Origin of the sequence: Pantoea sp. MQR6 (assembly GCF_022761075.1) — a bacterium.
GTDB classification, from domain to species: Bacteria; Pseudomonadota; Gammaproteobacteria; order Enterobacterales; family Enterobacteriaceae; genus Pantoea; species Pantoea phytostimulans.
The window spans coordinates 69394-94597 of record NZ_JAKYXB010000009.1 but is presented as its reverse complement, the minus strand read 5'-3'; the positions used below and the strand labels follow the sequence as shown (position 1 = coordinate 94597).

Sequence of the window (25204 nt, the reverse complement as noted above, 5' to 3'; positions counted from 1 at the left end):
TTATCGACCGGTGAACCACCCATCAAAAAATAATTACCTTGCGGCACGCGCTCAACCAAGCTTTGCGCCTGCATTTCGCCCACTTTTTCATTATCAAATGAGATATAAAAATCGATATCAGCATTATTTATCATGCGGTCATAGGCCAGCACTTTAATTCCTTCACGTTTAGCCTCAGCAATAACGTTGCTTAATACCTGACCGTTGTAGGGAATAATAACTAATACATCTACGCCGCGATTAATCATATTTTCAATCTGCGCCATTTGCGTTTCTTCATTGCCATTAGCGGACTGAACAAAAACTTTCGCACCAAGCGATTCCGCTTTCTTGACGAATATATCGCGATCTTTCTGCCAGCGTTCGAGACGTAAATCATCAATCGCCATGCCAATCTTCACCTCTTTTGCGAAGCCAGCATGGCTGAACAGACTGAGTGCGGCACACATCGCCAGTATGGTTTTTTTCATTTTTTATGGCCCTGTAGGTTGAAGTAAGGGTAAAAACTGCCAATGCGCTAATAGGCTGATGAATTGTTATCTTTCAGTTTCATATCAGCAATTATAGATTTTCGTCTTTCTATTATGTTTTTTGGTTTATTTAAGAAAGTATGAAGTGGATCGTATTTTTCCCTTTTTCAGGTAAATTACTTCTCTTATTTTTTCGAGGTGAATCAGGAAGTGAAAAGGTATTTTCTGCCTGTATTTTGCGAGCTGACGCACATTTAATAATTATCTCAATGGCAGTGTTAAATAACGTAATTGAGCGTCAGGGATTCACTCATCACAATCATCCTCACATACCGCTGAGTATTCAGCTGTCCTATGGGTAAGGTTAAAGGAGTTACACATGCAATCCTGGTTCGATCAGCTCGATCGCGTCCGCTATGAAGGAACGCAAAGCACTAATCCTCTGGCTTTCCGCCATTACAATCCCGAGGAACTTATTCACGGAAAACGCATGGAAGATCACCTGCGTTTCGCGGCCTGCTATTGGCATACTTTCTGCTGGAACGGGGCTGATATGTTTGGCAGTGGGGCTTTTAACCGCCCATGGCAGGGGCCGGGAGATGCGCTGGAGCAGGCGAAGCGCAAAGCCGATATCGCCTTTGAGTTTTTTCACAAGCTGAATGTGCCGTGGTACTGCTTTCATGACGTTGATGTCTCACCCGAAGGCGATTCGCTGAAAAGCTATATCGATAACTTTTCGATCATGACCGATGTGCTGGAAGAGAAGCAGACACAGAGCGGCGTCAAACTGTTATGGGGCACCGCTAATTGTTTTACCCACCCACGCTATGCTGCTGGTGCCGCGACTAATCCCGATCCAGAGATTTTTGCCTGGGCCGCCACGCAGGTTTTCACCGCCATGAATGCGACACATCGGCTTGGCGGCGAGAACTATGTGCTGTGGGGCGGACGTGAAGGCTATGAAACCTTGCTCAACACCGACCTGCGCCAGGAGCGTGAGCAGATTGGCCGCTTTATGCAGATGGTCGTGGAGCATAAACACAAGATTGGCTTCCGGGGCACGTTGTTGATTGAGCCCAAACCGCAGGAGCCAACTAAGCATCAGTATGATTACGATGTTGCTACGGTATACGGCTTCCTGAAGCAGTATGGCCTTGAAAAAGAGATCAAAGTTAACGTTGAGGCAAATCATGCCACGCTGGCTGGCCACTCTTTTCATCATGAGATCGCCAGTGCTATTGCTCTGGGTATTTTTGGCTCAGTCGATGCCAACCGTGGTGATCCACAGCTCGGTTGGGATACTGATCAGTTTCCTAACAGCGTGGAAGAAAATGCGCTGGTGATGTATGAAATTCTTAAGGCGGGCGGCTTCACGACAGGCGGATTGAATTTTGATGCGAAGATTCGTCGTCAGAGCATTGATAAGTATGATCTCTTTTACGGTCATATTGGTGCTATGGATACGATGGCGTTAGCACTTAAGGTGGCTGCTCGCATGATTGACGATGGCGAACTGGACCGCCGCGTAGCCCGCCGATACAGCGGCTGGAATGATGAGGTGGGCCAGAAAATCTTAAAAGGCGAGTTTTCGCTCGCTTCGCTGGCGCAATTTGCTTCGGAACATAGCCTGAATCCGCAGCCGCAAAGTGGTCGTCAGGAACAACTGGAAAATTTGGTCAATAACTATCTTTTTGCACAATAACGGAGTCGCCATCATGTACATCGGGATAGATTTAGGCACTTCAGGCGTCAAGGCCGTGCTGCTGGATAACGCTGGGCAACTGATCGGCAGCCAAAGCCAGAAGCTCACTGTTTCACGGCCAAAGCCGCTGTGGAGTGAACAGGATCCCGAAAGCTGGTGGCAGGCAACCGATAGCGTTATGCGCGCACTGGCGAGTCAATATGATTTAAGCCAGGTGCGCGCCATTGGCCTCAGCGGGCAAATGCATGGTGCTACGCTGCTCGACAATGTGTGTAATGTGTTGCGCCCCGCCATCCTTTGGAACGATGGGCGCAGTGCAGAGCAGTGCCAAGAACTTGAAAAGCGGGTTCCTGATTCGCGAGCCATTACTGGCAACCTGATGATGCCGGGCTTTACTGCGCCGAAGCTGTTATGGGTCAAACAGCATGAGCCTGAAATTTTTGCTCAGATTAGCAAAGTGTTGCTACCCAAAGATTATTTGCGCTGGCGAATGAATGGCGTCTTCGCCACTGATATGTCCGACGCGGCGGGTACGATGTGGCTGGATGTGGCAAAGCGAGACTGGAATGATGAACTTCTCTCCGCTTGCGGATTGACGCGCCAGCAGATGCCGCAACTGTATGAAGGCAATCAGTTCACCGGCACCGTGCATCCGGAAATTGCGGCGGGCTGGGGACTTAAAGATGTGCAGGTCGTGGCGGGCGGCGGTGATAATGCGGCGGGCGCAGTCGGCGTCGGTATGGTTAATGTCGGACAAGGCATGCTCTCACTCGGTACTTCTGGCGTTTATTTTCTGGTGAGTGACGGCTTTATGGCAAATCCAACCTCGGCGGTTCATAGTTTCTGTCACGCATTGCCGCAACGCTGGCACTTGATGTCAGTGATGTTGAGTGCGGCTTCCTGTCTTGATTGGGCGGCAAAGCTGACCGGCTGTAATGACGTTCAACATCTTCTCGACGAAGCAGAACTGGCGCAGGAGGATCTGCCACCCATCTGGTTTTTGCCTTATCTTTCTGGCGAACGCACCCCGCATAATAATCCTGAAGCAAAGGGCGTATTTTTTGGTTTGACCCACCAGCATGGTCGCGCAGAACTGGCAAAGTCGGTGCTGGAGGGAGTCGGCTATGCTTTGGCGCAAGGTATGGACGCGGTACACAATTGTGGCATTGGGCCGCAGAGCATTATGCTGATTGGCGGCGGCGCCCGCAGTGCCAGGTGGCGACAAATGTTGGCAGATATCAGCGGACAGACGCTCGACTTCTGCTCAGGCGGTGATGTCGGCCCCGCGTTGGGCGCGGCGCGCCTGGCGATGTTAGCGATGTCACCCGAGCGCGATGTGGCAGAGCTTTTACCCACATTGCCACTTGAACAACGCCATGAACCGAATGCCGCGCAACATGATGCATATCGCCTAAAACGAGAGGTATTCGCGGAATTATATAGACGACTCGTACCGATGATGGGGCCCAATTAAGAGTGCCACTATTTTAACGTTAACCGCTGGAGCCAGCACATGGCAGAGCTCGATTTTCATGCTGTGGTCGCCAGCTATTTCAATAACGTGCTGCTGGCATTTATTTGCCGCTTCCTGCCGCGCCTGCTTAAAGAACAGGCTTTCTGCAAAGACATCTACCAGCGCCCAGAACCCGTCGCGCGCGACCGGGATAGGTTTTCAATACAAGTTAATTAATGCGATGCGTCGTAAAGACGCCGCTCAGGTTGAAAACATCATGCGCCAGCATAAGCAGTACGCAGATGAGGCAATGCTGAAGCTGGAAGAGTTTTTTATGAACGAGTGCATACAGAATAACGACTGAGAAATAAAATAAGTGATTGATTTTGAGGCCGTTGTGCTGGCTAGTTTTGAATTTACTTATTATTTTAAACAAGGTGTCTGATTACACACCTCGTACTGAATTATGTTTTAACCTGCCTGTACTCTTCTTTTATAACGAAACATCCTTCACCCGTTGGATTAACAAAGATAATGACTCATCTATAAGTCATTAACCTCCTTTATGACTCATACAAAAGCCATGCGTACAGCCAAACCTTAGCACCTTCGCTATAGTGAGTTATCTATAATACATAAAGCATCCTAACGGCCTTTAAGGCGGTCAAAATGGCAGACCATTACAGAGAGTATATTCAATTGGTGTATAGGAAAAATAAAATCCAGATAATGCGATTAAAATTATGGATGCGAGCACAATGTCTAAATAAGAATATTCCTCAATGAATCGTCCCAAGCTTGATCCAAGTTGTAGTTTATTATTTGGTTTCTCTAGTTGTAATTCATCGAGTATTATATTCCCATCCAATTCTTTAACAAATTTCGTCATAATATACTCTCTTAAATTTAGTTGTTAGCGCGCACTCTTAAATTTTCCAACTTGAATAAATAGCACCTAAAAATAATTGCTGCTAATTACCCTGAGGAGAAAACTCATATTTTTCTCCCGCTTCATTTTGCAAGGTGAGTGTTATCCAACCTTATATAATTACATTTGTACCATCCCAGTTCCCTTTCCTACCGATTAAATCACTAACTTCGTATAATTATACTTATACGAAGTTAGGACAAAGGCAGGCTCGTTGCGATAAGATGGGCGCATTCAGGCGGCGCAGAAAACCGGCAGCGCTACGTGAATTCTGGCGGGTTATCCCCCGTCTTTCTTTCCAGAATTCACGTAGCGCGATCAACAACAGTTTCGTTCATTAAACAGGCAAACATGACAAAAATGACTCAGCTGGCGGCGCTTAGCGCCACCGGCGATGCTGACATCCGGGAGCGGTTAAGGGAGTTTGTTCAGGACAGGGAGGCGTTTTCGCCCAATACCTGGCGACAGCTGCTGAGCGTCATGCGCACCTGCAACCGGTGGGCGGATGATAACCAGAGGTCCTTTTTGCCGATGTCTTCCGCCGATCTGCGCGATTACCTGACGTTCCTGCAGGCAAGCGGGCGGGCTTCATCAACCGTTAATGCACATGCCGCGCTGATTTCGATGTTACACCGTAACGCCGGACTGACGCCGCCTAACTCTTCGCCGCTGGTTTTCCGCACGATAAAGAAGATAAATCGTACGGCCGTCATCGCGGGCGAGCGCGCCGGGCAGGCCGTTCCCTTCCGCCTGCACGATCTGCTGGCGCTGGATGCGCAGTGGTCAGGCTCAGCACGACTGCAGGAAGTCCGCGACCTGGCGTTCCTGCATGTGGCTTACGCCACGCTTCTGCGTATCAGCGAGCTGTCGCGCCTGCGCGTGAGGGATGTTACGCGGGCGCCGGACGGTCGCATCATTTTAGATGTGGCGTGGACCAAAACCATCGTACAGACCGGCGGACTGATCAAGGCGCTGAGTACCCTGCCTACGCAGCGGCTGGCAGAGTGGATCAGCGCGGCTGGCCTGGCGGCCGAGCCGGATGCGTTTTTATTCAGTCGTGTGCACCGTTCAAACCGGGCGCAGCTTTCATCTGACGCGCCGTTAAGCACGCGCGCCCTTGAAGATATCTTTGCCCGGGCCTGGCGCACGTCGGGTTCAGCCGAGCAGTTTAGAGCGAACAACAAGAATCGCTACAGCGGCTGGAGCGGACACAGTGCACGCGTTGGTGCTGCACAGGACATGGCCGGACAGGGCTATCCGGTTGCGCAGATCATGCAGGAAGGAACGTGGAAAAAGCCGGAGACCCTGATGCGCTACATCCGCCATGTTGACGCGCACAAAGGCGCCATGGTGGACTTCATGGAAAAGCACTCAGGCTAAATGTATAGCAATGGCATTCTGAAGCGCTAAACCGACTCGCTTAACGACCCGACTTATCCACAGAAAAAGTGGACAGCCTGTGTACAGACATGTACAGATTCTGCTCATCACTTATCTGTCAGCATACCGTCCTTCCTCTGGCGTCTGTATAAATCCAGCCCTCGTGCTTTTTATCGCCCGGCAGTGTAAATCCCTATTAATGTGCCATGATTAATTTGTCAGCCAGCTTATTACACTTAAGCATGGCTTAAGTCTGGCTGTTTATATCAGTTGGTCACACAGGTGAGCGGGCAATTATGAGCAATCAGCCTTCAGGCGAGTTACCAGAGAAAAATGACGAGGTTACTTTCAGCCTTGCGGAAGAAGAACTTCAGGTTACGCGGGAGCAGTCTGTAAAAAGCCGGGTCAAGGTGACGCGCTCAACTTCAGTGCATGACGAAACGGTAAGCATGCTGTTACGGCGCGAAAAGGTGAAGGTTACTCATGTTGCTAAAAATCAGCGCGTTAGTGCTGTACCTGAAATCAGGGAGGAAAATGGCGTGCTCATCGTGCCGGTTGTGGAAGAAGAGGTTGAGATTATACGAAGGCTGGTGCTCAAAGAGGAACTTCATATTCACAAAGCTGAGGAGGAAATTCCCTTTGAAGAAACCGTTTCCCTTCGCCGTCAACAGGTAAGTGTCCAGCGGGAAGATGGTGACGTTACAAATCCGGAAAAAACCGAGGAATAATCCATGGCACATGAAAAAATCGTAACAATGTTCAGTAATACTGCTGATGCAGAAGGTGCAAAACGAAGCCTGCTTAAGGCTGGCTTTGATGACAATGATATTGATGTGATTTCAGGTGACAGGCTCAATAAAGAGGAACACGAAGCTCGCCATCCTGGACTCTGGCAGCGTTTGTTTGGCGATACGGTCGATGAAGAGCAGGCTGAAGTTTATGAAGATGCACTGCGTACCGGTGGTGTGGTGCTGACGCTCAGAGCAGATGAAGAGCAGCTTCCACGTGCCTTAAGCATTATTGACGCACATGACTCAGGAAATATGCAGCAGTATGGCGAACCGGGCCTGAGTAACGATACTGATATTCAGTCATCCGCCGGCGTGCCCACTGACGAACTTTATACCGGCGAGGTTCAGCCGACCGGCGTCACGCCTGTCAGGACTTCCCTGACCGGAGATGAAACCGAAGAGGAAGTGCTCCGCCTGGCTGAAGAAAGGCTTGAAGTCGGTAAGCGTCTGGTCAGTGAAGGATCGACGCGTGTAAGGCGTTATACCGTTACTGACGATGTGTCAAAAGAAGTCTCCCTGCATGAACAACATGCAGATATTTTTCGCCGTCCACTGACTCAGCACGCTTCCCCGGATGATGTGGACTGGTCTGAAAAAACAGTCGAAGTCGCTGAAACTCATGAGTTACCCGTGATAAATAAAACCGTACAGGTGAAAGAAGAAGTCGTGGTCCGTACAGACCAGAGCGAGCGGGTGGAAACGGTCAATGATTCGGTTCGCCGTCAGGAAGTCGATATTGACCATGCCGGAGCTGTAAAAGAAGGAGAGGAAAGTCCCCTGCCAGACACAGTCTCAACACCGGTCAGCCCGACTAAAGACGCCGAGCAAAATAAAGTACAGACAATTAAGCCCGGTGACGAACTGACCATTCAGAAAAACAAGTTCGATGAGAAGTTTTAGCAACGAAAAGCTCTGCCCTGTCGGCCAGGGTACGGCTCGGCAGAGCGTTTATCGGCCTCGGTTTATAAAAATACGGATACGACTTCTGCACAACGCGTAAGAAAAAATGCTGTTTAGCAGGTCGATAAGGACATTCAGGAAGGCACATATGCATGTTTGAAGCACACTCATGGGTGGGCTAATGGAAGACAATACTGGCCGGACTGACCCGCTTCTTTTTAGCTGCGTTGTCAGTCCGTATGCGGATCAGTCGCGAAGAAGCTCAACGTACCGGCTGTAAACGTAGCTCCTGTGTCGCGCCCTGCCTGACGTTTCAACAAGTACACCGGCTTCTACCAGACTTTTGACGGCGTTGTTCGCTGTCGGATAGGTTACCTCCAGCAGCTCAACGGCACGCTCAACGGTCAGCTTTGGCATCGTCGGCAGGAATTCAAACAGACGGATGGTGTGTACCGACGTTGAGCTCATTGAGAGGATTTTTTTTCTGTCGTCGGCAAACAAGGTCGCAATCCTAATTATCCCCTGCTGCGCCTCTTCTGCTGAAAAAGTGACCGCTTCAAGGAAAAATGCCACCCACTGTTCCCAGTCACCCTTTGATCGGATATCAGTTAAGCACTGATAGTAGTACCTCTGATGCTGTTTCAGGTACCCGGAAACGTAAAGCAGGGGTTCTTTCAGCAGCTGCCATTCTTCCAGCAGCATGGCTATAAGCAGACGACCGATGCGCCCGTTTCCATCCAGGAAAGGGTGAATGGTTTCGAACTGCGCATGTACCAGTGCGATACGTACCAGAGGTGGCAGCGAGGGTTGCGGCTCATGTATGAATTTTTCCAGATCGGACAGTAGCTCACCTACCTCTTCCGGCGGGGGCGGTACATAGGAGGCGTTGCCCGGTCTCGTCCCGCCAATCCAGTTCTGTGTCGATCTCACTTCGCCCGGTTGTTTTACGGCGCCGCGGGCACCGGATAAAAGCACCTGATGCGCATTTTTCAGCAGGCGTACGCAGACCGGAAGGCCTGAGGGAGAGTTCATCTGATCGTGCACGAATTTATAAGCCCGCAGATAGTTAGTTACTTCCTCCACATCTTCAACGTTCGTCACTGAAAGCCCCGCTTCTTCATCGAAGATATCTGTTAACGTTGCCTGGGTTCCCTCCAGCTGTGAGGTGAGCAATGCTTCCTTTCGGATAGCACTGTAAACAAGCCATTCGCTTGAAGAGACCAGGCCTGACATACCGGACAATCGGGCAAGCGACTTTTCCGCCTTTTCATTGAGTTCCTGATAAGAGACAGGGTCGAGAACGGGTGCAGCAGGAGGCAAAGGTGCAGGTATAAATGCACGAACCGTTTCATCATAGCTGGCGGTTTCGGTAAATTGTCCTGACACACGTTTCATTAAAAAATCCCTTGATTACTACAGGTGTTATTAAAAATTATTTTAATTATGCCACGCCTTATTAAAGGATTCTTTAATAACGGCGAAGCTAAGGTAAATTTCTTTTAATACGATCACGGCTGTGGAGGTGGCCTGTAAGCGGGGTTCGGGAACCAATGGAACGAAAACGTACGCTAAGCATCATGGCCTTCATTACCCAGTTTAAGCAGGTATGACAGGCAGTATTGAGCGAAAGGCGAACATAAAAGATTTGGCTTATGCTGCTGCCCTTACTGGCAGAATTTTGACCCGAGATGCTCGAAAGTTGGCCTTTAGGACATAGTCGGGTTACCCGATAATCACTACAATTTATTATCGGGCCATAGTTGCCGTGGCTCTTACCGATTTTAAGAGCATTCGGGAGGACACGCTGTTCGATTCTGGCACATAGCGGCCCCCTATTTAACTGCTGAAAAAAGCACGTTACTGAGGGCCTGCTAATATTGTTGAATACCTAAGGCTCAGAATTCTTGACGAGTCGGACGTAGAACGATTTCATTAATATCAACATCTGCCGGTTGTTCAATGGCAAAAGCGATTGCGCGGGCAACAGAAGCTGCAGGTATAGCCTGTTTATAAAACTCCAGGACAGTTTCTGATGCCGTACCGGACGTTGAATACTTCAGATCACTTTCTACTGCGCCTGGCTCGATTGACGTCACGCGCACTTTATCTCCAACCTCTTGCCTTAAACCTTCTGAAATTGCCCTCACGGCAAATTTGGTGCCCGAATAGACCGTACCGCCGGGTGCAAATACCTTAATACCTGCGACTGAACTCAGATTAATGATGTGCCCACTCTCTTGTGCCAGGAAGCGAGGCAACACGGCAGCGATACCATAAAGTGTGCCTTTCAAGTTGACATCAATCATGGCGTCCCATTCGTAAGTATTGACCTCTGACATAGGGCGGATTGGCATCAGACCTGCATTGTTAATAAGAACGTCAAGTCTTCCAAAATCTCTTATAACGGCTGAAACTACGGACTCAACTTGATGCTTATCAGTAACATCGAGCGAATAACCTCTGACATCCCCACCGGCGCGGGTAATTTCCTCAATTACTTGCTCTGTTTTTGATTGTCTGCGTGCTGCGATTGCAACCTTAGCACCACGACTGGCAAGGAGTCGAGCAACCTCAGCACCGATCCCTGTATTACCGCCGGTGATTAAAATAACTTTATTTTCAATTCCATTGTTCATGATATGCCCCTTAAATTTTTTAACGCTGCGCGTTGTAAATCGGATAATCAGTAAAACCTTCACCCGCCCCGCCATACAGCGTGGTGGCGTTAAGATTGTTAAATGCCCAACCATTCGCAATGCGTTCAGGGAGATCAGGGTTGGCGATAAATGGACGACCAAATGCTATGAGATCAGCCAACTGTTCCTCGACCATCCGGGCACCACGTTCTGCTGTGTATCGACCGGCATAGATGATGCGTCCACTAAATATCGAGCGGATCTCACGGCGGAACGCTTCGGGCAAGTCCGGAGCATTTTCCCAGTCGGCTTCGGCTATAGACACATAGGCAACACCGGCGTTTTCCAGGATTTTTACAGCTTCTACGTAGGTCTTATGCGGATCACTTTCAACCAAGCCGATATAGACGCGGTCTTCATCTGTGCTGGAAAATAAAGGCGTGAAGCGAACGCCCAGACGGTCTGCCCCTATTGCATTAGTGATAGCCTGAACAATTTCATCCAGAAACCGCAGTCGATTTTCAATAGAACCGCCGTATTCATCCTTACGCTGGTTTGCATGCTCTGAAATGAACTGATTAACCAAATAGCCATTCGCAGCATGGATCTCGACCCCGTCAAAACCTGCACTGATGGCATTTTTCGCCGCCTGGGCATATAAATTCACGAGATCTTTAATTTCTGACCGAGTCAGTTCGCGGGGAATCGAAGGGATAACCAACGTGCCCGTACCTGGCCCTGTCTCAATAAAAGCCTTTGCTTGTTCAGCCTGAATCGCTGAAGGAGCAACGGGGGCACTTTCTTCTGGTTGCAGTGCAGAATGGGAAACGCGTCCCACATGCCAAAGTTGTGCAAAAATAATCCCCCCTTCGGCATGGACCGCGCGGGTCACTTTTTTCCAACCCTCAATTTGTTGCTCAGTATAAATTCCCGGTGTCCAGGCATAACCTTGTCCACGGGGCTCAATCTGAGTGCCTTCAGTGATCATGAAACCTGCACCCGCGCGTTGACGGTAATATTCGGCCATGAGATCGGTGGGTACATTACCGGGTTGTTCACTTCTTTGGCGCGTCAGTGGTGGGAATACAATGCGATTTTTAAGGGTATAAGGACCAAGCTTGGTTGGCTCGAATAAGGCTTTATGATTCATAAGGATTTTCCATGAGTGATCAGCGTAAGAGGTGACAGGTGGGCATCCTGTCACCTTAACTTCGTCAACAGTTATGCACCCAGCTGCTTAAGCAGCTGAGCCGCCGTCGCCGCCGAGGACGTTGGGTTTTGCCCGGTGATCAGCAGGCCGTCGCTGACCACATAAGAACTCCAGTCCGCCCCTTTCGAGTAAATCCCGCCTTTGGCGATCAGCTCGTCTTCTACCAGGAAAGGCACAATCTGCGTCAGGCCCACGGCTTCCTCTTCGCTGTTGGTAAAACCTGTGACCTTACGGCCTTCTACCAGCGGTTTTCCCTCCGGGGTTTTGACGTGGCGCAGCACGCCAGGCGCATGGCAGACCAGAGCGACGTGCTTGTCTGCCGCCAGGAATGCTTCGATAAGGGCGATGGAGTTTTTATCTTCGGCCAGGTCCCACAGAGGTCCGTGGCCACCCGGATAAAAAACGGCGTCGTAATCAGCTTGTGAAACGCTGTCGAGGCGAACCGTTGAAGCCAGGTGTGCTGTTGCTCCGGCGTCTGCCTCGAAGCGGTGGGTCTGCGCGGTCTGGAAGTCAGGCTCATTACTTTTTGGGTCTAACGGCGGGTTACCGCCTTTCGGTGAAGCCAGCGTAATTTCTGCGCCTGCATCTTTAAAGGCGTAGTAAGGTGCGGCCAGCTCTTCCAGCCAAAAGCCGGTCTGGCGGCCGGTGTCACCCAGTTTGTCGTGTGAGGTTAAGACCATAAGAATTTTCATGATTACTCTCCTGCATTTCAGATTGATAGTTTAATTAGACCGGTCGTCTATCCATTGCGGTTAATATTAGACCGGTCGTCTATAAAATAGGTGTAAAAAACGGCTCTATACTGATTGCCCCCTTGCTAGGGGGTAATATGAATAATTTTTCTTGTCGTGATCAGCGCTGAATCAAACGGGCCAGTATTTCGAACAATCTTGACCATTACGCTTGCACCAACCCAAAGCTGGTAGAGGCTTTCTGCCACAGTACGAGGTGTATCTTCAATCGTGAGAGACCCCTCGGCTACGCCCGTTTCTAACGCTTCGGCCAGACGCGAGATTATCCCTGAAGTGCCTGCCTCTAGCGTTAAGCGCATCGTGTCCGAAAGATCGGCAACTTCAGCACCTAGTTTCACGGCAAGACACTTACCCTGACACTCAGAGAACGACTGAGATTCTCGCCACTGCTGCCAGTAGTTCATCAGTCGCTGAGCCATATTGAGACCAGGCTGGCTCAGTGTCCTGTCGATATCGGCTAGATAATCATCAAAATAGTGTGCCAGCATATCTACGCCAAAAGCTTCTTTCGAACTAAAGTAGTGATAGAAAGAGCCTTTAGGCACACCAGCATCTTTGAGTATTTCATTCAATCCGACCGCAGAAAATCCTTTACCAGCCATAATACGCTGACCTGTCGCAAGAATGTGCTCGCGGATTTCATTGTTATGTAGTTGAGATGTAGTATTCATATGTTTAATCTACCAAGAACTAGACCAGTCGTCTATAGGTAAGTTAAAAGCATTCCATTTTGCTAAAGCTTATTTGTAGATTTCAGCAGTACCGTACAGATGGTTATCGCCACCGGCCGAAATAATACGGTATGACGTTGCACCATGTTCAGTCGCTTTCGCCGCCAGTTTGTCCTGCAGGTCGCTCAAATTAGTTCCGACAGCTGAAGCGTTGATCACCCCTATACTTTGCCCCTTCACAGGTACAGCGTTGACTTCGGTCGCGGCAACAGTGGCAAAAGAAGCGGCAGTTAGTACGATTACGGCAAAGGCTTTAGTTACGTTTTTCATGGTTATATCCTCATTAAATTATTTTTAAGCACACTTTAAGCGTGGGTAAGTGGGTATATTTTTAGGCACTGAATTTTTTTTTAAAAATTCGTTCAAGACCTGGAAAAACGGGTGTAAATGGGGCCTTGTATGTCCCTTATCGCTTTACTCTTCAATGAATCGCAGCAGGTCTTCATTAATCGTCCCAGCTTGGGTGATTGTCATTCCGTGGCCAAATCCTGCATAGACCTTGAGCTGCGCATCTTTGACAAGTTGCGCGGACAGAATGGCCGAGTCGGCCAGCGGAACGATCTGATCGTCATCACCGTGCATGATCAGGGTTGGCACATCGATTTTCTTAAGGTCATCAGTGAAATCAACCTCAGAGAACTGTTTGATACAGTCATATTGACCTTTGATCCCACCCTGCATACCCTGAAGCCAGAAGCTTTCTCTCACACCATCAGAAGGCGTCTCTGACGAACGGTTATAGTTGAAAAACGGCGTGGTCAGATCCTTGTAGAACTGAGAACGGTCTTTTTCGACCGCAGCACGGATGCCATCAAACACTTCCATAGGCAGACCGCCAGGGTTTTTCTCACTCTGCAGCATAATCGGAGGTACTGCGCCGATAAGTACTGCTTTGCTGACGCGTGCCGAGCCATACGTACCGATATAGCGTGCGACTTCCCCACCGCCAGTAGAGTGTCCAATCAGAACAACATCGTTGAGATCTAACTGTTCGATGAGTGATGATAAATCTTCAGCGTAGGTATCCATATCATTGCCGTCCCACGTTTGACTCGAGTTGCCATGGCTGCGGCGATCGTGAGCTATTACACGGAACCCCTGCTGACCGAAGAACAACATTTGCGCATCCCATGCATCACTTGATAATGGCCAGCCGTGGGAGAAAATAATGGTTTGTCCCTTGCCAAAGTCTTTATATGCAATCTTAGAACCGTCTTTTACCTGAATAGTTTTCATCTCTTTATTCTCTTTTCTGTTGGCGACGCCTCATGGGCGGAGCATTTGATTTAGAAGTCTTTTTTTTCTTATATTTGCTTTTACACTTGGCAATCATTCAAAGAATGACTGGCCAATAAAGCATTTAACTAATGTTTACTGAGATAAACTTTGCGCCGCTTTTTCGATCAGGGTCGCAATTTTTTCCGGCTGCGATGCGTAAATGGCATGGTTGCCTTTCAATTCAGTGATGGTGCTGTGCGCGCGTTTAGCCATGAAGCGCTCCAATTCTGGATTAATAGCACGATCCTGCGTCGCCACTACGGCCCAGCTTGGCTTCGTTTTCCATGCCGGAACGCCTGCCGGGGCAGTGAATGCTGCTACTGCAGGCATGAGTTGAGATTGTGCCAACAGATTTGTTTCTTTGACTGGCAAGTCAGCTGCAAAGTCCGCGTGGAAATTTTCCGGTTTGATATAAAGGAAGTGATCTGGCGTTTCAGTAATTGACTGAGCAGCTGGCGGATATTTTTTGGCCAAACTTAGCAATGAGTCGCCTTGCTCTGGCTGGAACGCTGCGATGTAAACCAGACCGGCAACAGAGGGATCATTTCCCGCGTCACTGATGATCATTCCGGCGTAGCTATGGCCAACCAGTAATGATTTACCACTTTGTAACGCGAGAGCGCGTCGAGTCGCAGCGACATCATCCGCCAGCGAGGTTTGAGGTTCCTGAACAATCGACACTTTGTAGCCTGCTTTATTCAGAATGCGAGCCACTGGATTCCAACCTGAGCCATCAACAAAAGCGCCATGTACCAGAACTATGTTTTTTACCGGCGCAGCCATTGAAGACTGAGCATAAACTGACAGAACCAGGCTTAAAGCCAGAGTAGTAAATGATTTTTTAAACATGATTAATTTCCTTCAATTGTCATTTTTTAAGTTAACACCCATGACATCTTGGCTCCCTGACTTACATGAAAGCGGACGGACATTCAGGTGTGTGATGTTGTCTAGATTTACTAAGTGGGAAGTGCTTAAAGAACTCTCTCCCCACGTAATTAACAGTTATGCACCCAGCTGCTTAAGCAGCTGAGCCGCCGTCGCCGCCGAGGACGTTGGGTTTTGCCCGGTGATCAGCAGGCCGTCGCTGACCACATAAGAACTCCAGTCCGCCCCTTTCGAGTAAATCCCGCCTTTGGCAATCAGCTCGTCTTCTACCAGGAAAGGCACAATCTGCGTCAGCCCCACGGCTTCCTCTTCGCTGTTGGTAAAACCTGTGACCTTACGGCCTTCTACCAGCGGTTTTCCCTCCGGGGTTTTGACGTGGCGCAGCACGCCAGGCGCATGGCAGACCAGAGCAACGTGCTTGTCTGCCGCCAGGAATGCTTCGATAAGGGCGATGGAGTTTTTATCTTCGGCCAGGTCCCACAGAGGTCCGTGACCACCCGGATAAAAAACGGCGTCGTAATCAGCTTGTGAAACGCTGTCGAGGCGAACCGTTGAAGCCAGGTGTGCTGTTGCTCCGGCGTCTGCCTCGAAGCGGTGGGTCTGCGCGGTCTGGAAGTCAGGCTCATTACTTTTTGGGTCTAACGGCGGGTTACCGCCTTTCGGTGAAGCCAGCGTAATTTCTGCGCCTGCATCTTTAAAGGCGTAGTAAGGTGCGGCCAGCTCTTCCAGCCAAAAGCCGGTCTGGCGGCCGGTGTCACCCAGTTTGTCGTGTGAGGTTAAGACCATAAGAATTTTCATGATTACTCTCCTGCATTTCAGATTGATAGTTTAATTAGACCGGTCGTCTATTAAGTTCTTAAATAAAAATGTTTTTTACCCGTGCCTAATATTCCGGCCAGCTCTACGTGCTGTTTCGTTCTACCGGAACGGCTGTCGTGCTATATCACTTGGTCGCCGTTGGCATGTGTATAAACTAGCAACTAATAGACCGGTCGTCTACAAATAATTAAAAAACTTTTTTCATCTTTTATGTGCCAAGCACCTTCTCATAGCGGGTGCCTGTCACGATGAGATAACCCATTAATTTTAATGTTTATTCAACTGCGTTTTTTCATGTATCGATGATGCACTCAGTCGACTTTCTTTGCCCAAACTGCCTGAGCATTTGTGAATTCACGCAGGCCAAAGTGCGAGAGTTCGCGACCATATCCACTCTTTTTTACACCGCCAACCGGAATGCGTGCATTAGTGGCAGAAAATCCGTTGATGAATACGCCTCCTGTTTCTAAGCGCCGCGCGATTCGCTGGGCACGAGAAACATCGCTGGTCCAAAGGTTGCCCCCTAAGCCGTAATCGCTGGTATTTGCCAGCTCAATGGCATGCTCAACGTCATCTGCGATAGTGAGAGCGGCAACAGGGCCGAAGGTTTCCTCATCAAATGCAGCCATTCCCGGACCTACATCGCCCAATACGGTAGGCTCATAAAAGTTGCCACTGCCCGCGATTTTATTCCCCCCAAGAAGTAGTGTCGCGCCTGCTGCGAGAGTTCGTTCCACTTGATTATGTAATTCATCACGCAAATCTTTTCGTGCCATTGGCCCGATTCTATTTTGCGGGTCCAGCGGATCGCCAACCTTCAACAGTCTGACGGCCGCGATGAATTTTTGTGTGAATTCCTCCGCGATGGGTTTTTCCAAAATAAACCGTTTCGCGGCTAAGCACACCTGGCCAGCATTTTGGAATCGCGCTTCGACAGCAGCTGTAACAGCCAAATCAATATTGGCGTCAGCTAGCACAATAAATGCGTCTGAGCCACCTAGCTCAAGCAAGCTTTTTTTCAATGCCTTGCCTGCAATCGCCGATACGGCAGACCCCGCCCGCATACTCCCTGTCAATGTCACTGCTGCAATGCGATCATCCTCAATAACTTCTGCAACAGTTTCGTTATCAGCAATAAGATTGGTGAATAAACCTTTAGGGAAGCCTGCTCTCTCATAAGCATCCTGCAAAGCATAGGCAGAGCCCATAACATTGGGTGCGTGCTTGAGGATAAAACCGTTACCCGACAGCATAATCGGGCCCGAAGCGCGAATGACCTGCCATAAAGGGAAGTTCCAGGGCATTACGGCCAAAATAGAGCCAATCGGCAGATATGAAACATGTACCTGATCGTCATTTTCGACAGAAACAGGTTCATCTGCGAGGATTGCTGGGCCATTGCTGGCAATCCAATCAATAGTAGCTGCACACTTCTCAACTTCTGCGCGGGCTGCTGCTAGTGTTTTCCCCATTTCAGCGGTGATGATCCCTGCCAAAATTTCTGATCGCTCGCGCAGAATCGCTGATAAACGACGATAAGCTTCTACGCGTGTCGACATGGGAGTAGCACGCCACAGGCGAAAAGCCGCGTTATTATCTGCCAGCATGCCTTCTACTTGATCTGCAGTTTGAAATTCATAAGTCGCGATCAACTCGTCCGTCGTAGGATTACGTGAAGTCGCGACATCAAGAGACAGCGTATTCTGTGTAACATGTTGAGATGACATAGTTTTTCCTCATAAACGGTTTAAGAGAAGCTCGTTGTGTGCTTCGATAAAATCCAGTTTATGCAGGTCTAATCATCCCTGGAAGGCATGTTGTTATCCTATGACTGGGAGTCATAGGTAACGTGTCGAGGAATATAGGTCACCAGAGAGAGGTCGGGTCTCCCCTCTGGCGTGAGTGCGACGTAGGTAAATTCAATATGTCCAGAAGTGGGATGCATAAGCCGCTTGCTCCCCTCTCCCATGCCTTTAACATCCGTATCCTGCCACCATGCTTTGAATTCCGGGCTTTTTTCAGAGAGTTCTTCAATGAGATAGTCAAAAGGCTTTTTGTCCTGAGCATGGGCGCGCGATGCACGGAAAACGGAGATCATCCCTCGTGCCATCTGCTCCCAATCCAGGATCTGCGTGCGATACGGACGATAAAGAAACAGCAGTCGCAACGTATTACGCTCATGAGGTTGCAGCGAACCATAATCGATAAACAAATCAGCAATAGCATCATTCCAGGCGAGAATATCAAGTCGGGCATTTCTCACATATGACGGAATGGGATCGATAGCGCGCACTAAACTTTTCAGGCCATCACTCACTCCATCCTCGAGGGGATGTGGTAACGGCTCTTCGCGCGGTGAAAGGGCAAAAAGATGGGATGATTCAATTCTGTTAAGTTTAAGAACTTTGGCTATACGTTGGAGTGCATCTGCCGAAGGTTTAATCTCTCTCCCCTGCTCCAGCCAGGTATACCAACTCACACTGACTCCAGCCAGCACAGCAACTTCCTCGCGACGTAAACCGGGCGTGCGGCGAGTGCCCTGATGCATGCCAAAGTCCTGAGGATTTAGCCGTGCGCGCCGGCTTACAAGGAAAGCACCGAGTTCACGACGCTGCTCTGAAGTGGTTTTTTTAACCATAATAGTTTGCCTATAAATGTGCCTGTTTGGCCAACGCTTCATCAAAATGCTGATGAATCTCTTCTTTTTTCATCTGAACCCTATGCTCAACAGCATAATTTATGCACAAAAATCCTTCACTTCCGTGGCTAACGTTGGTTGCCACGGGCGTAGAAAACTGTGTCCGACTGGAATTGCCTTCCTATCAACGAGGCAAGAATGCATCGGTTCTGCACCTTTATGTATTCATCTTTTCAAATCAACTTACTAAAGAACGTCCCAAAAGGGTCTCAACTCAGCAAATTATTTATATTTCATTGAGGAAGTAACTGTTAATGCCGGTCGCCAGTGCGCGGGCCATATTCTTCTGAAAGACAGGTTCGCCAAGCATTTTCTCTTCGTGCTTGTTGGTAATAAATGATTTTTGCGCCAGCACCGAGAGAACTCGCGGCGATTTCAACACCGCAAATCCCGCCTGCTCAGGGGTAGTAAGTGATAGCCTGCAGCATATTGATGTCCGCTATACCCGTTGCCTCGGCCAACGTATCAGGAATCCATTGATGCAGTAACAGCACAGCGCCGTGGGCTTCGGCCTGTTCTGGTCATTGGGATACCAATTCTCACCGCGATTGGCAGATGCCGGTGATGCTGTTTTCTGGCGAGCAGTGCGCTGCCGCCCTCTCCCCTACCTACCGCGCAAACCCCACCATAACCTGCCAGACGCCGTTGAAGCAGCGACCTGTCAGGCGCACAGAAGCCAGGCGGTCGCAGACAAAAGAAAGTACCCGCGACACCACTTACAGCAACCCCGAAGCAATTAGTTACACCATTCATTAATCAACAACTCCATTACCGGCCCTCCGGGCCGGGCGGCAGGGGCTGTTCAGTGGGGGCAACCGGTCTTCAAGCCGGCGCTGGTTTTTCGTGGAGAGGGGCATGGGGTTTCAGGTCCGGCTCGGACGAAAGGTTAAACGGAAATATTAACGGATGATGTAACTAGTACACTTTACCCACCGCCAGTCGGCGGGTGCTACTTCAGATTCTGAGTAGCGCGGCCGCTGGAGGCGAAGGCATTGAATTTATCCTCGAAAAATACGGGAGAACAGTGAGGGGGTAAGTAATTTAAGCTATTACTTTATCTGATTACTGCTGCCTCAGGAGGTAAGGGCTGACAGACTTGTCCACCGGTTGATGCAGCAAAACATCTCCGTTTCCACAGCAGAACTATTCAGCCCCTCAGATAGCGTGCCGCACGCTATTCGCCTCGCTCTTGGCACAGCCACAATTAACCAGCTAAGCGAGGCATTCACTACGATTAAAGAGACTATTGAGTAGGAAAGAGATTTCTGAGCTGATGTCCGCTTTTCGCTCGTAGAAGACTGTGCCCTCTCGCCTCGCCCGCAACTGAGAACACCACTTAATTTGGTCTCAGGACATTGACCATTTTCCCTTTTTTTGGCCTCATTTGAGGCCAGCCTGCGCAGTCAGCAGCAGGAACGTGCCTTACCGTTGCCATCAGACCCCAGCCGCCAGGCCCGGAACACATCTTTTCGCGGTCCGGCGGAGCTTACCGGCTATGGTGGATGGCTGAGTGTCGCTGTCGACCAGTATCGGAGCCGGATGGGGCCATAAATCTGCTGTCGCTTCAGCAGGTAAAACGCATTATTCAGAACCGTCGGCAGCACCGTAAAAGCCCCGGTATGGTGGGGATAAGCATCAGTAAATTAGAAAAGAGCAGGAGGCAGCGACTGGGAGGGAGAAAGCGCAGGCAACAGGTTATGATATCTGCCTTTTGTACCAGAGTAGTTACCTGTGCCCGCATTTATGCCTTTATCCTGTTAACCAGTACTTTGTGAACCGACCGATTCGTAATGTCTATCCTTCGCCTCACACTTGTAAAACCAGTATCAGAAGCTGACTTTCTAATTAAAATTAACCCTGCCAGCGGGACTGCCGAATGACATTACAGAAATTCAGCGGAGAAAAATCCGGCTCTTTCTCTCTGATCACGTCGGCTTTGACGTTTCCGAAAGTAGTCTGCGGTTTGTGTCTGATACCCTCATAAAAAGCCTGAATAATTTCCTCTTTGAACGCCGCAGGACGCGGATAGATTTCAGTCACCGCACCGGTTTCTGCCTCAGTGAAATTCTCAAAGCCGATACCCAGCACGTCCATTTCCACCCCGGCGGTCACGAGAGCAATTTCAGGTGCCATGAATTCTGGGATACCTGGCGTGGTATGCAGCGCAATGGCTGTCCAGACTTTATCAATGTCAGCAGGAGCTATTCCATATTCTTCAAGAAAAGCACGCGCGGCATTAGCGCCATCCACTTCGAAACGTTTGTCGCAGCTGCAATGTTCATGGGTCAGGCCAATGTCATGAAACATACAACCGATGTATAACAACTCCCTGTCTACGCTGAGTCCACGCTGCTGACCGGCAAGCGCCCCCCAGTAATAAACCCGGCTGGAATGATTAAACAGCAGATCTGATTCAGTATCACGAATGAACTCTGTTGCTTCACGCGCCATTTTGCTGTCCGGAATGCGAATACCCGTAATTTCAAAGCTCATGATGTGTCTCCTGTTGGTTGTTTTTTTTTGAGCATATAGCGCACTCTTTATGTCTTAAAGTGCCTTTTAAAGACTATTAAAGACATTGCGACTTTTTACGACATGGAGAAATCAATGAGCCATGAGATAGCCGTTCTGGCGGTGCCCGGCGTACAGCTACTGGACGTCTGTGGACCGCTGGATGTTTTCGCAGAAGCGAACCGCCTTCTTAAGCGTCAGGTTTATACATCTAAGGTTATTTCTGTGGGCGGACTCGTCGTTCACGCTTCGTCAGGCGTCAGGCTGGCAGCGGACATGGTGCTTACTGAGACGGCAGACTATACGCCGCATACGTTTTTGATAGCCGGCGCACCGGGAATCGACAGCTTTGTTCCGGATGCTGCAACTCTTGATTCTCTTACCGGCTTATGTGAGCGCAGTAAACGGTTCGGCTCTGTTTGTAGTGGCGCACTGCTGCTTGCACGCACCGGCATGCTGGCAGGAAAGCGAGTCACCACTCACTGGGCATGCGCCGGTGCTCTGGCAGCTCTCTATCCCACGATTACGTTAGATGCGGATGCGTTATGTATCACTGATGGTCGGGTCCGCACCGCCGCTGGCGTGACCTCAGGGCTTGACCTGGCGCTGCGACTGGTTGAAGAAGACCTGGGACGAGAAATTGCTGTAGATATTGCGGCTCAGCTTGTCATGTTTTTTCGCCGCCCGGTCAGCCAGGCTCACTTTGTCCGCAGCAACAGGCTGTCGCTTAACGGGCGCTCGGCATTACAAGAGTTACAGCGATGGGTTATTGCCCATATTGATGTGGTCAGAACGGTAGCGGAGATGGCAGAACATATGAATATCAGCGAAAGACATCTGAGCCGCCTGTTCCGTCAGGAGGCCGGCATAACACCCGGTCAGTGGCTTGAGCGTGAGCGCGTCGCGAAAGTTAAACAGCTGCTGGAGCAAAAAGCTCAGCCTGCAAAAACACTGGCGATGCAGTGTGGATTTTCCGGCGCAGATGTTATGCGCCGCGTTTTCAGCCGGGTGACAGGCATGACGCCCGCAGCTTATGGCAAGCTTAATCGCGCTAAGGAAAGAAATGAAAACAATTAACTGATCATTAGCTTAATCCTGCCGCGGCTTGTTTTAAGGATTCGGCCCTCTCGTTAAGTGCAAATTATTTGCGTTTTTTTTTGTCCTCAGACCCCAGCCGCAATGCTTTTCCCGAAACTTTTCACGGTCCGCTGGTCCTGTCGGTTAGCGAAGTGGGGCTGACGACCCGGCAACGCCGGGGAGCCGGAGGGGGCCATCAGGATAGTGATACTGATGTCTGCTTTGTGCCAAGAGCGGACATTGTGAGAGCCTGAAAGTCCTTATCTGGCTGGAAAGGATTAATACTTTTGGGATGGTTTTACTTACAATGCCTGCCTGAAAGGGCTTAAAAAGTCAGGTGATCAATTGCATTCCAACATGATTGAATATCTAAATATTTTCATACAGGTTGTTGAGCAGGGTAGCTTCACAAAGGCCGCTGACATTCTTCAAATACATCGTCCAACTGTGAGCAAAGCGATACAGCAAATAGAAGACGATCTGGGCGTAAAACTCATTCATCGCACAACCCGAAAGCTGAGTATTACAGCTGAAGGGGATGAGTTCTATCATCATGCCAGACACGTTCTGGCCGAAGTTAATGACATGATGGCCAGTTTTTCACCGACTCTGCCACCGCGAGGGCGCCTCAGGTTGGATGTTCCGCTGGCGCTGGCTCATGCCATATTGATTCCAAACCTCAAAGATTTCCAGGCACAGCATCCCGGCATTGAAGTTGTGTTGGTCTCATCGGATAAAAAAACTGATTTGATAACAGAAGGCGTAGATTGTCTTGTTCGTCTGGGCGCGCTTCAGAATTCAAGTTTTATCTCCAGGCGCATTGGTGACATCAGGATGGTCACCTGCGCAGCTCCGTCTTATCTGCAACAGCACGGTCGGCCAGAGACACTGGCAGATTTGAAGCAACATCAGGCGGTTAACTTTTTTAGTGATCACAGTCGTGACGTTATGGAATGGAAGTTTATTGAGGACGGGAGCGTCGTGTCGCTGCGTCCTACCAGCAGCGTGCTGGTAGATAATTCCGACATTCTGCTCTCCTGTGGCCTTGCCGGTCTGGGCATTATCCAAGCCACCTGCGATGCCCTTGCCCCCCATATCGCTTCCGGTGCTCTTGAAGAGGTTCTGACACAATACCCTTCGGTATCAAAGCCCGTATCAGTGATGTATCCGGACAGGCGCTACCTTTCTCCAAAAGTCCGGGTCTTTATCGACTGGTTCAGTGATGTTCTGGCCATGCAACTCCGCTGAAACAGCTGGATTGTTAATGGATAATTAACACTGAAGTTCCATGGCGGCTATTTTTCGTGCATCCATAACAACGTAGATTGCTCTCAAACAATTCGGGTACGTCTTCAGCATTATTATGAAGATATGCCGCTAACTGACGAGAGCTGAACATGTCTAAAGTTGTTACCTTTAACCGCACCGGCGGTCCGGAAGTACTGGAAATTATTGATGTAGAGGTGCCCGCGCCAGCAGCGGGTGAAGTACAGATTCGCGTACATGCGGTTGGCCTTAACCGTGCAGAAATTATGTACCGCAACGGCCAGTATGTCATTGAGCCGGAATTTCCAGCACGTCTTGGTTATGAAGCGGCTGGCGTCGTGCAGGCTGTTGGTGAGAACGTTGAAGAATTTGCCAGTGGAGACCGGGTGAGCGTGATACCTTCATTCATGTTTAATGAATACGGCATGTACGGCGAACTGGTCAATGCACCGGTGCACGCTGTCGTGAAGCATCCTGAAAATCTTTCATTCGAGGAAGCTGCTGCAAGCTGGATGATGTATGTCACCGCCTATGGTGCGCTGGTTGAATATGGCAACCTTCAGGCCGGTCAGAACGTGGTGATCCGCGCAGCATCAAGCAGCGTGGGCCTGGCTGCCATACAGATAGCTAATATGTTGGGTGCAAAACCCATCGCGCTTACGCGCACCTCTGAAAAAAGCGAAATGCTCCTGAAAGCCGGTGCCGCCGCTGTCATTGCTACTGCGGAGCAGGATATGGTTGCCGAAATCAGTCGTGCAACAGATGGCGCGGGCGCTCATATTGTTTTTGATCCCGTCGGCGGCCCCGACGTGGCAAAACTAACTAAGGTAATGGCTCCGCAAGGCATGTTCTTCCAGTATGGCGCGCTCGACAGCCGTGACATGCTTGTGCCTGTATTTGATATTCTCGGTAAGCATCTGACTTTACGTGGATATGAGCTGTTTGAAATCACAATGAATCCTGAAAAAATGACTCGCGCAAAAGCCTTTGTCACTGAGGGTTTACGCTCGGGCAAACTGAAGCCGGTCATTGATAAAACGTTCCCGCTTGAAGAAATTGCTAACGCCCAGCGTTATATGGAAGCAAATGGCCAGGTAGGAAAAATCATCGTGGTCGTTGAGTGATTTTTACCTCAACCTTTTAAAAAATGAGTTTGGTGAAGCCTGGAAATCATCCGGGCTTTTTATCATCTTTAGTTTCGATCCGATGGCTCAATAACTGTTTTACCGCAAACTGACATTGATATTCACTGCTTCCTAATTAAATGTCCGCTTTTGGCACAGAGCGGACATGCGCACGCTGCACAAACAGGGGCATTCAGCCGAAGTACGCTTACGTTGAGTAGCTTTATATCAGTCTTGTAATGGATTAGAGAAACATACAGCCTCTTCCCGGCCTATGTATGGTCCGTAATTCTCAATGCGGATGTAGCCATTTTTTTTATAAAACTGTACAGCCCTGTGGTTAACAATCCGGGTTTCAAGCCAGAGCTCGGTATAACCCATTCTCTTCGCGGAAGTTTCGAGGAAAGTAAGTAAAGCATTACCCGGAGAGCTCCGGTCTGAAAACATCCTTTTAAATTTGATCACAAAATCAATTGTACGTGAGGCACAACTGCTCGTTATCATGCCGCCGGGTGCAAAAAGCATATTCTGAGCCCCTGAAAGCGGTCAGCCTGTAGATACCGGTTACCGACCCGCCTGATACAGCCAGG

23 protein-coding genes and 1 pseudogene are annotated in these 25204 nt (G+C 49.5%); 9 read left to right on the top strand and 15 right to left on the bottom strand.

Features of this window, described 5'->3' with window-relative positions; translation table 11 throughout:
- Positions 1-470: substrate-binding domain-containing protein (locus MUG06_RS22180; protein ID WP_243080078.1), on the bottom strand; the 470-nt coding region annotated here is incomplete at its 3' end.
- A gap of 379 nt (positions 471-849) precedes the next feature.
- Between MUG06_RS22180 and xylA the strand changes: the two genes are divergently transcribed.
- From xylA to MUG06_RS22150, 6 genes are all read left to right on the top strand, one after another.
- Entirely contained in the window at positions 850-2172 is a 1323-nt protein-coding gene (gene xylA / locus MUG06_RS22175) for a xylose isomerase (protein ID WP_243080077.1), read from the top strand.
- A gap of 13 nt (positions 2173-2185) precedes the next feature.
- The gene (gene xylB, locus MUG06_RS22170; protein WP_243080076.1) at positions 2186-3646 is read left to right on the top strand and encodes a xylulokinase; all 1461 of its coding nucleotides are present in this window, start codon (positions 2186-2188) and stop codon (positions 3644-3646) included.
- 39 nt (positions 3647-3685) lie between these two features.
- On the top strand, positions 3686-3862 hold the full coding sequence (locus tag MUG06_RS22165) for a hypothetical protein (protein ID WP_243080075.1): 177 nt from the start codon (positions 3686-3688) through the stop codon (positions 3860-3862).
- 1042 nt (positions 3863-4904) lie between these two features.
- On the top strand, positions 4905-5933 hold the full coding sequence (locus MUG06_RS22160) for a tyrosine-type recombinase/integrase (RefSeq protein WP_243080074.1): 1029 nt from the start codon (positions 4905-4907) through the stop codon (positions 5931-5933).
- Between the two features lie 296 nt (positions 5934-6229).
- A complete protein-coding gene (locus MUG06_RS22155) occupies positions 6230-6661 on the top strand; it encodes a DUF2382 domain-containing protein (protein WP_215845061.1) in 432 nt (143 codons plus the stop codon).
- 3 nt (positions 6662-6664) lie between these two features.
- A complete protein-coding gene (locus tag MUG06_RS22150) occupies positions 6665-7624 on the top strand; it encodes a YsnF/AvaK domain-containing protein (RefSeq protein ID WP_243080073.1) in 960 nt (319 codons plus the stop codon).
- Between the two features lie 246 nt (positions 7625-7870).
- Here MUG06_RS22150 and MUG06_RS22145 read toward each other — a convergent pair whose 3' ends face one another.
- From MUG06_RS22145 to MUG06_RS22085, 13 genes are all read right to left on the bottom strand, one after another.
- The gene (locus MUG06_RS22145) at positions 7871-9019 is read right to left on the bottom strand and encodes a Fic family protein (protein ID WP_243080072.1); all 1149 of its coding nucleotides are present in this window, start codon (positions 9017-9019) and stop codon (positions 7871-7873) included.
- 500 nt (positions 9020-9519) lie between these two features.
- Entirely contained in the window at positions 9520-10260 is a 741-nt protein-coding gene (locus MUG06_RS22140) for an SDR family oxidoreductase (protein WP_243080071.1), read from the bottom strand.
- A 19-nt stretch (positions 10261-10279) separates the two neighbouring features.
- Positions 10280-11410, bottom strand: coding sequence for an alkene reductase (locus MUG06_RS22135; RefSeq protein WP_243080070.1), 1131 nt, complete (start codon positions 11408-11410; stop codon positions 10280-10282).
- Positions 11411-11481: 71 nt separating this feature from the next.
- A complete protein-coding gene (locus MUG06_RS22130; protein WP_215845058.1) occupies positions 11482-12162 on the bottom strand; it encodes a type 1 glutamine amidotransferase domain-containing protein in 681 nt (226 codons plus the stop codon).
- 125 nt (positions 12163-12287) lie between these two features.
- The gene (locus MUG06_RS22125; RefSeq protein ID WP_215845057.1) at positions 12288-12893 is read right to left on the bottom strand and encodes a TetR/AcrR family transcriptional regulator; all 606 of its coding nucleotides are present in this window, start codon (positions 12891-12893) and stop codon (positions 12288-12290) included.
- Positions 12894-12962: 69 nt separating this feature from the next.
- On the bottom strand, positions 12963-13223 hold the full coding sequence (locus tag MUG06_RS22120) for a YdgH/BhsA/McbA-like domain containing protein (protein WP_215845056.1): 261 nt from the start codon (positions 13221-13223) through the stop codon (positions 12963-12965).
- A gap of 144 nt (positions 13224-13367) precedes the next feature.
- Positions 13368-14189, bottom strand: coding sequence for an alpha/beta hydrolase (locus MUG06_RS22115; protein WP_243080069.1), 822 nt, complete (start codon positions 14187-14189; stop codon positions 13368-13370).
- A gap of 135 nt (positions 14190-14324) precedes the next feature.
- Positions 14325-15080, bottom strand: a complete 756-nt coding sequence (locus tag MUG06_RS22110; protein ID WP_243080068.1) for an alpha/beta hydrolase — start codon at positions 15078-15080, stop codon at positions 14325-14327.
- 156 nt (positions 15081-15236) lie between these two features.
- Complete coding sequence (locus MUG06_RS22105) at positions 15237-15917, bottom strand: type 1 glutamine amidotransferase domain-containing protein (RefSeq protein ID WP_215845058.1); 681 nt, start codon at positions 15915-15917, stop codon at positions 15237-15239.
- A 332-nt stretch (positions 15918-16249) separates the two neighbouring features.
- A complete protein-coding gene (locus tag MUG06_RS22100; protein WP_243080067.1) occupies positions 16250-17665 on the bottom strand; it encodes an NAD-dependent succinate-semialdehyde dehydrogenase in 1416 nt (471 codons plus the stop codon).
- Positions 17666-17763: 98 nt separating this feature from the next.
- Positions 17764-18576: a helix-turn-helix transcriptional regulator gene (locus tag MUG06_RS22095; RefSeq protein ID WP_243080066.1), complete on the bottom strand. Its 813-nt coding sequence runs from the start codon at positions 18574-18576 to the stop codon at positions 17764-17766.
- Positions 18577-18862: 286 nt separating this feature from the next.
- Positions 18863-19066 (bottom strand): N-acetylmuramoyl-L-alanine amidase, encoded by a 204-nt coding sequence (locus MUG06_RS22090; protein ID WP_347568909.1) that lies wholly within the window; start codon positions 19064-19066, stop codon positions 18863-18865.
- Between the two features lie 1421 nt (positions 19067-20487).
- Positions 20488-21129, bottom strand: coding sequence for an HD domain-containing protein (locus tag MUG06_RS22085; protein WP_243080064.1), 642 nt, complete (start codon positions 21127-21129; stop codon positions 20488-20490).
- Between the two features lie 114 nt (positions 21130-21243).
- Between MUG06_RS22085 and MUG06_RS22080 the strand changes: the two genes are divergently transcribed.
- The 3 genes from MUG06_RS22080 (at position 21244) to MUG06_RS22070 (ending at position 24614) form a co-directional block, all read left to right on the top strand.
- Positions 21244-22224 carry a helix-turn-helix domain-containing protein gene (locus tag MUG06_RS22080; protein ID WP_243080063.1) on the top strand — a complete coding sequence of 327 codons (981 nt, stop codon included), beginning with the start codon at positions 21244-21246 and terminating at the stop codon, positions 22222-22224.
- A 357-nt stretch (positions 22225-22581) separates the two neighbouring features.
- Positions 22582-23472: a LysR family transcriptional regulator gene (locus tag MUG06_RS22075; RefSeq protein ID WP_243080062.1), complete on the top strand. Its 891-nt coding sequence runs from the start codon at positions 22582-22584 to the stop codon at positions 23470-23472.
- Between the two features lie 149 nt (positions 23473-23621).
- Positions 23622-24614 carry a zinc-dependent alcohol dehydrogenase family protein gene (locus MUG06_RS22070; RefSeq protein ID WP_243080061.1) on the top strand — a complete coding sequence of 331 codons (993 nt, stop codon included), beginning with the start codon at positions 23622-23624 and terminating at the stop codon, positions 24612-24614.
- Positions 24615-24842: 228 nt separating this feature from the next.
- Here the strand turns inward: MUG06_RS22070 and MUG06_RS22065 are convergent.
- Positions 24843-25079, bottom strand: a pseudogene (locus MUG06_RS22065) (GNAT family N-acetyltransferase); the annotation flags it as partial.
- Between the last annotated feature and the right edge of the window lie 125 nt (positions 25080-25204).

What these genes read in the sequence shown, in the direction of transcription:
- xylA (WP_243080077.1), top strand. Translation starts at nt 850, where the DNA reads ATGCAATCCTGGTTCGATCAGCTCGATCGCGTCCGCTATGAAGGAACG.
- xylB (WP_243080076.1), top strand. Translation starts at nt 2,186, where the DNA reads ATGTACATCGGGATAGATTTAGGCACTTCAGGCGTCAAGGCCGTGCTG.
- MUG06_RS22165 (WP_243080075.1), top strand. Translation starts at nt 3,686, where the DNA reads ATGGCAGAGCTCGATTTTCATGCTGTGGTCGCCAGCTATTTCAATAAC.
- MUG06_RS22160 (WP_243080074.1), top strand. Translation starts at nt 4,905, where the DNA reads ATGACAAAAATGACTCAGCTGGCGGCGCTTAGCGCCACCGGCGATGCT.
- MUG06_RS22155 (WP_215845061.1), top strand. Translation starts at nt 6,230, where the DNA reads ATGAGCAATCAGCCTTCAGGCGAGTTACCAGAGAAAAATGACGAGGTT.
- MUG06_RS22150 (WP_243080073.1), top strand. Translation starts at nt 6,665, where the DNA reads ATGGCACATGAAAAAATCGTAACAATGTTCAGTAATACTGCTGATGCA.
- MUG06_RS22145 (WP_243080072.1), bottom strand. Translation starts at nt 9,019, where the DNA reads ATGAAACGTGTGTCAGGACAATTTACCGAAACCGCCAGCTATGATGAA.
- MUG06_RS22140 (WP_243080071.1), bottom strand. Translation starts at nt 10,260, where the DNA reads ATGAACAATGGAATTGAAAATAAAGTTATTTTAATCACCGGCGGTAAT.
- MUG06_RS22135 (WP_243080070.1), bottom strand. Translation starts at nt 11,410, where the DNA reads ATGAATCATAAAGCCTTATTCGAGCCAACCAAGCTTGGTCCTTATACC.
- MUG06_RS22130 (WP_215845058.1), bottom strand. Translation starts at nt 12,162, where the DNA reads ATGAAAATTCTTATGGTCTTAACCTCACACGACAAACTGGGTGACACC.
- MUG06_RS22125 (WP_215845057.1), bottom strand. Translation starts at nt 12,893, where the DNA reads ATGAATACTACATCTCAACTACATAACAATGAAATCCGCGAGCACATT.
- MUG06_RS22120 (WP_215845056.1), bottom strand. Translation starts at nt 13,223, where the DNA reads ATGAAAAACGTAACTAAAGCCTTTGCCGTAATCGTACTAACTGCCGCT.
- MUG06_RS22115 (WP_243080069.1), bottom strand. Translation starts at nt 14,189, where the DNA reads ATGAAAACTATTCAGGTAAAAGACGGTTCTAAGATTGCATATAAAGAC.
- MUG06_RS22110 (WP_243080068.1), bottom strand. Translation starts at nt 15,080, where the DNA reads ATGTTTAAAAAATCATTTACTACTCTGGCTTTAAGCCTGGTTCTGTCA.
- MUG06_RS22105 (WP_215845058.1), bottom strand. Translation starts at nt 15,917, where the DNA reads ATGAAAATTCTTATGGTCTTAACCTCACACGACAAACTGGGTGACACC.
- MUG06_RS22100 (WP_243080067.1), bottom strand. Translation starts at nt 17,665, where the DNA reads ATGTCATCTCAACATGTTACACAGAATACGCTGTCTCTTGATGTCGCG.
- MUG06_RS22095 (WP_243080066.1), bottom strand. Translation starts at nt 18,576, where the DNA reads ATGGTTAAAAAAACCACTTCAGAGCAGCGTCGTGAACTCGGTGCTTTC.
- MUG06_RS22085 (WP_243080064.1), bottom strand. Translation starts at nt 21,129, where the DNA reads ATGAGCTTTGAAATTACGGGTATTCGCATTCCGGACAGCAAAATGGCG.
- MUG06_RS22080 (WP_243080063.1), top strand. Translation starts at nt 21,244, where the DNA reads ATGAGCCATGAGATAGCCGTTCTGGCGGTGCCCGGCGTACAGCTACTG.
- MUG06_RS22075 (WP_243080062.1), top strand. Translation starts at nt 22,582, where the DNA reads ATGATTGAATATCTAAATATTTTCATACAGGTTGTTGAGCAGGGTAGC.
- MUG06_RS22070 (WP_243080061.1), top strand. Translation starts at nt 23,622, where the DNA reads ATGTCTAAAGTTGTTACCTTTAACCGCACCGGCGGTCCGGAAGTACTG.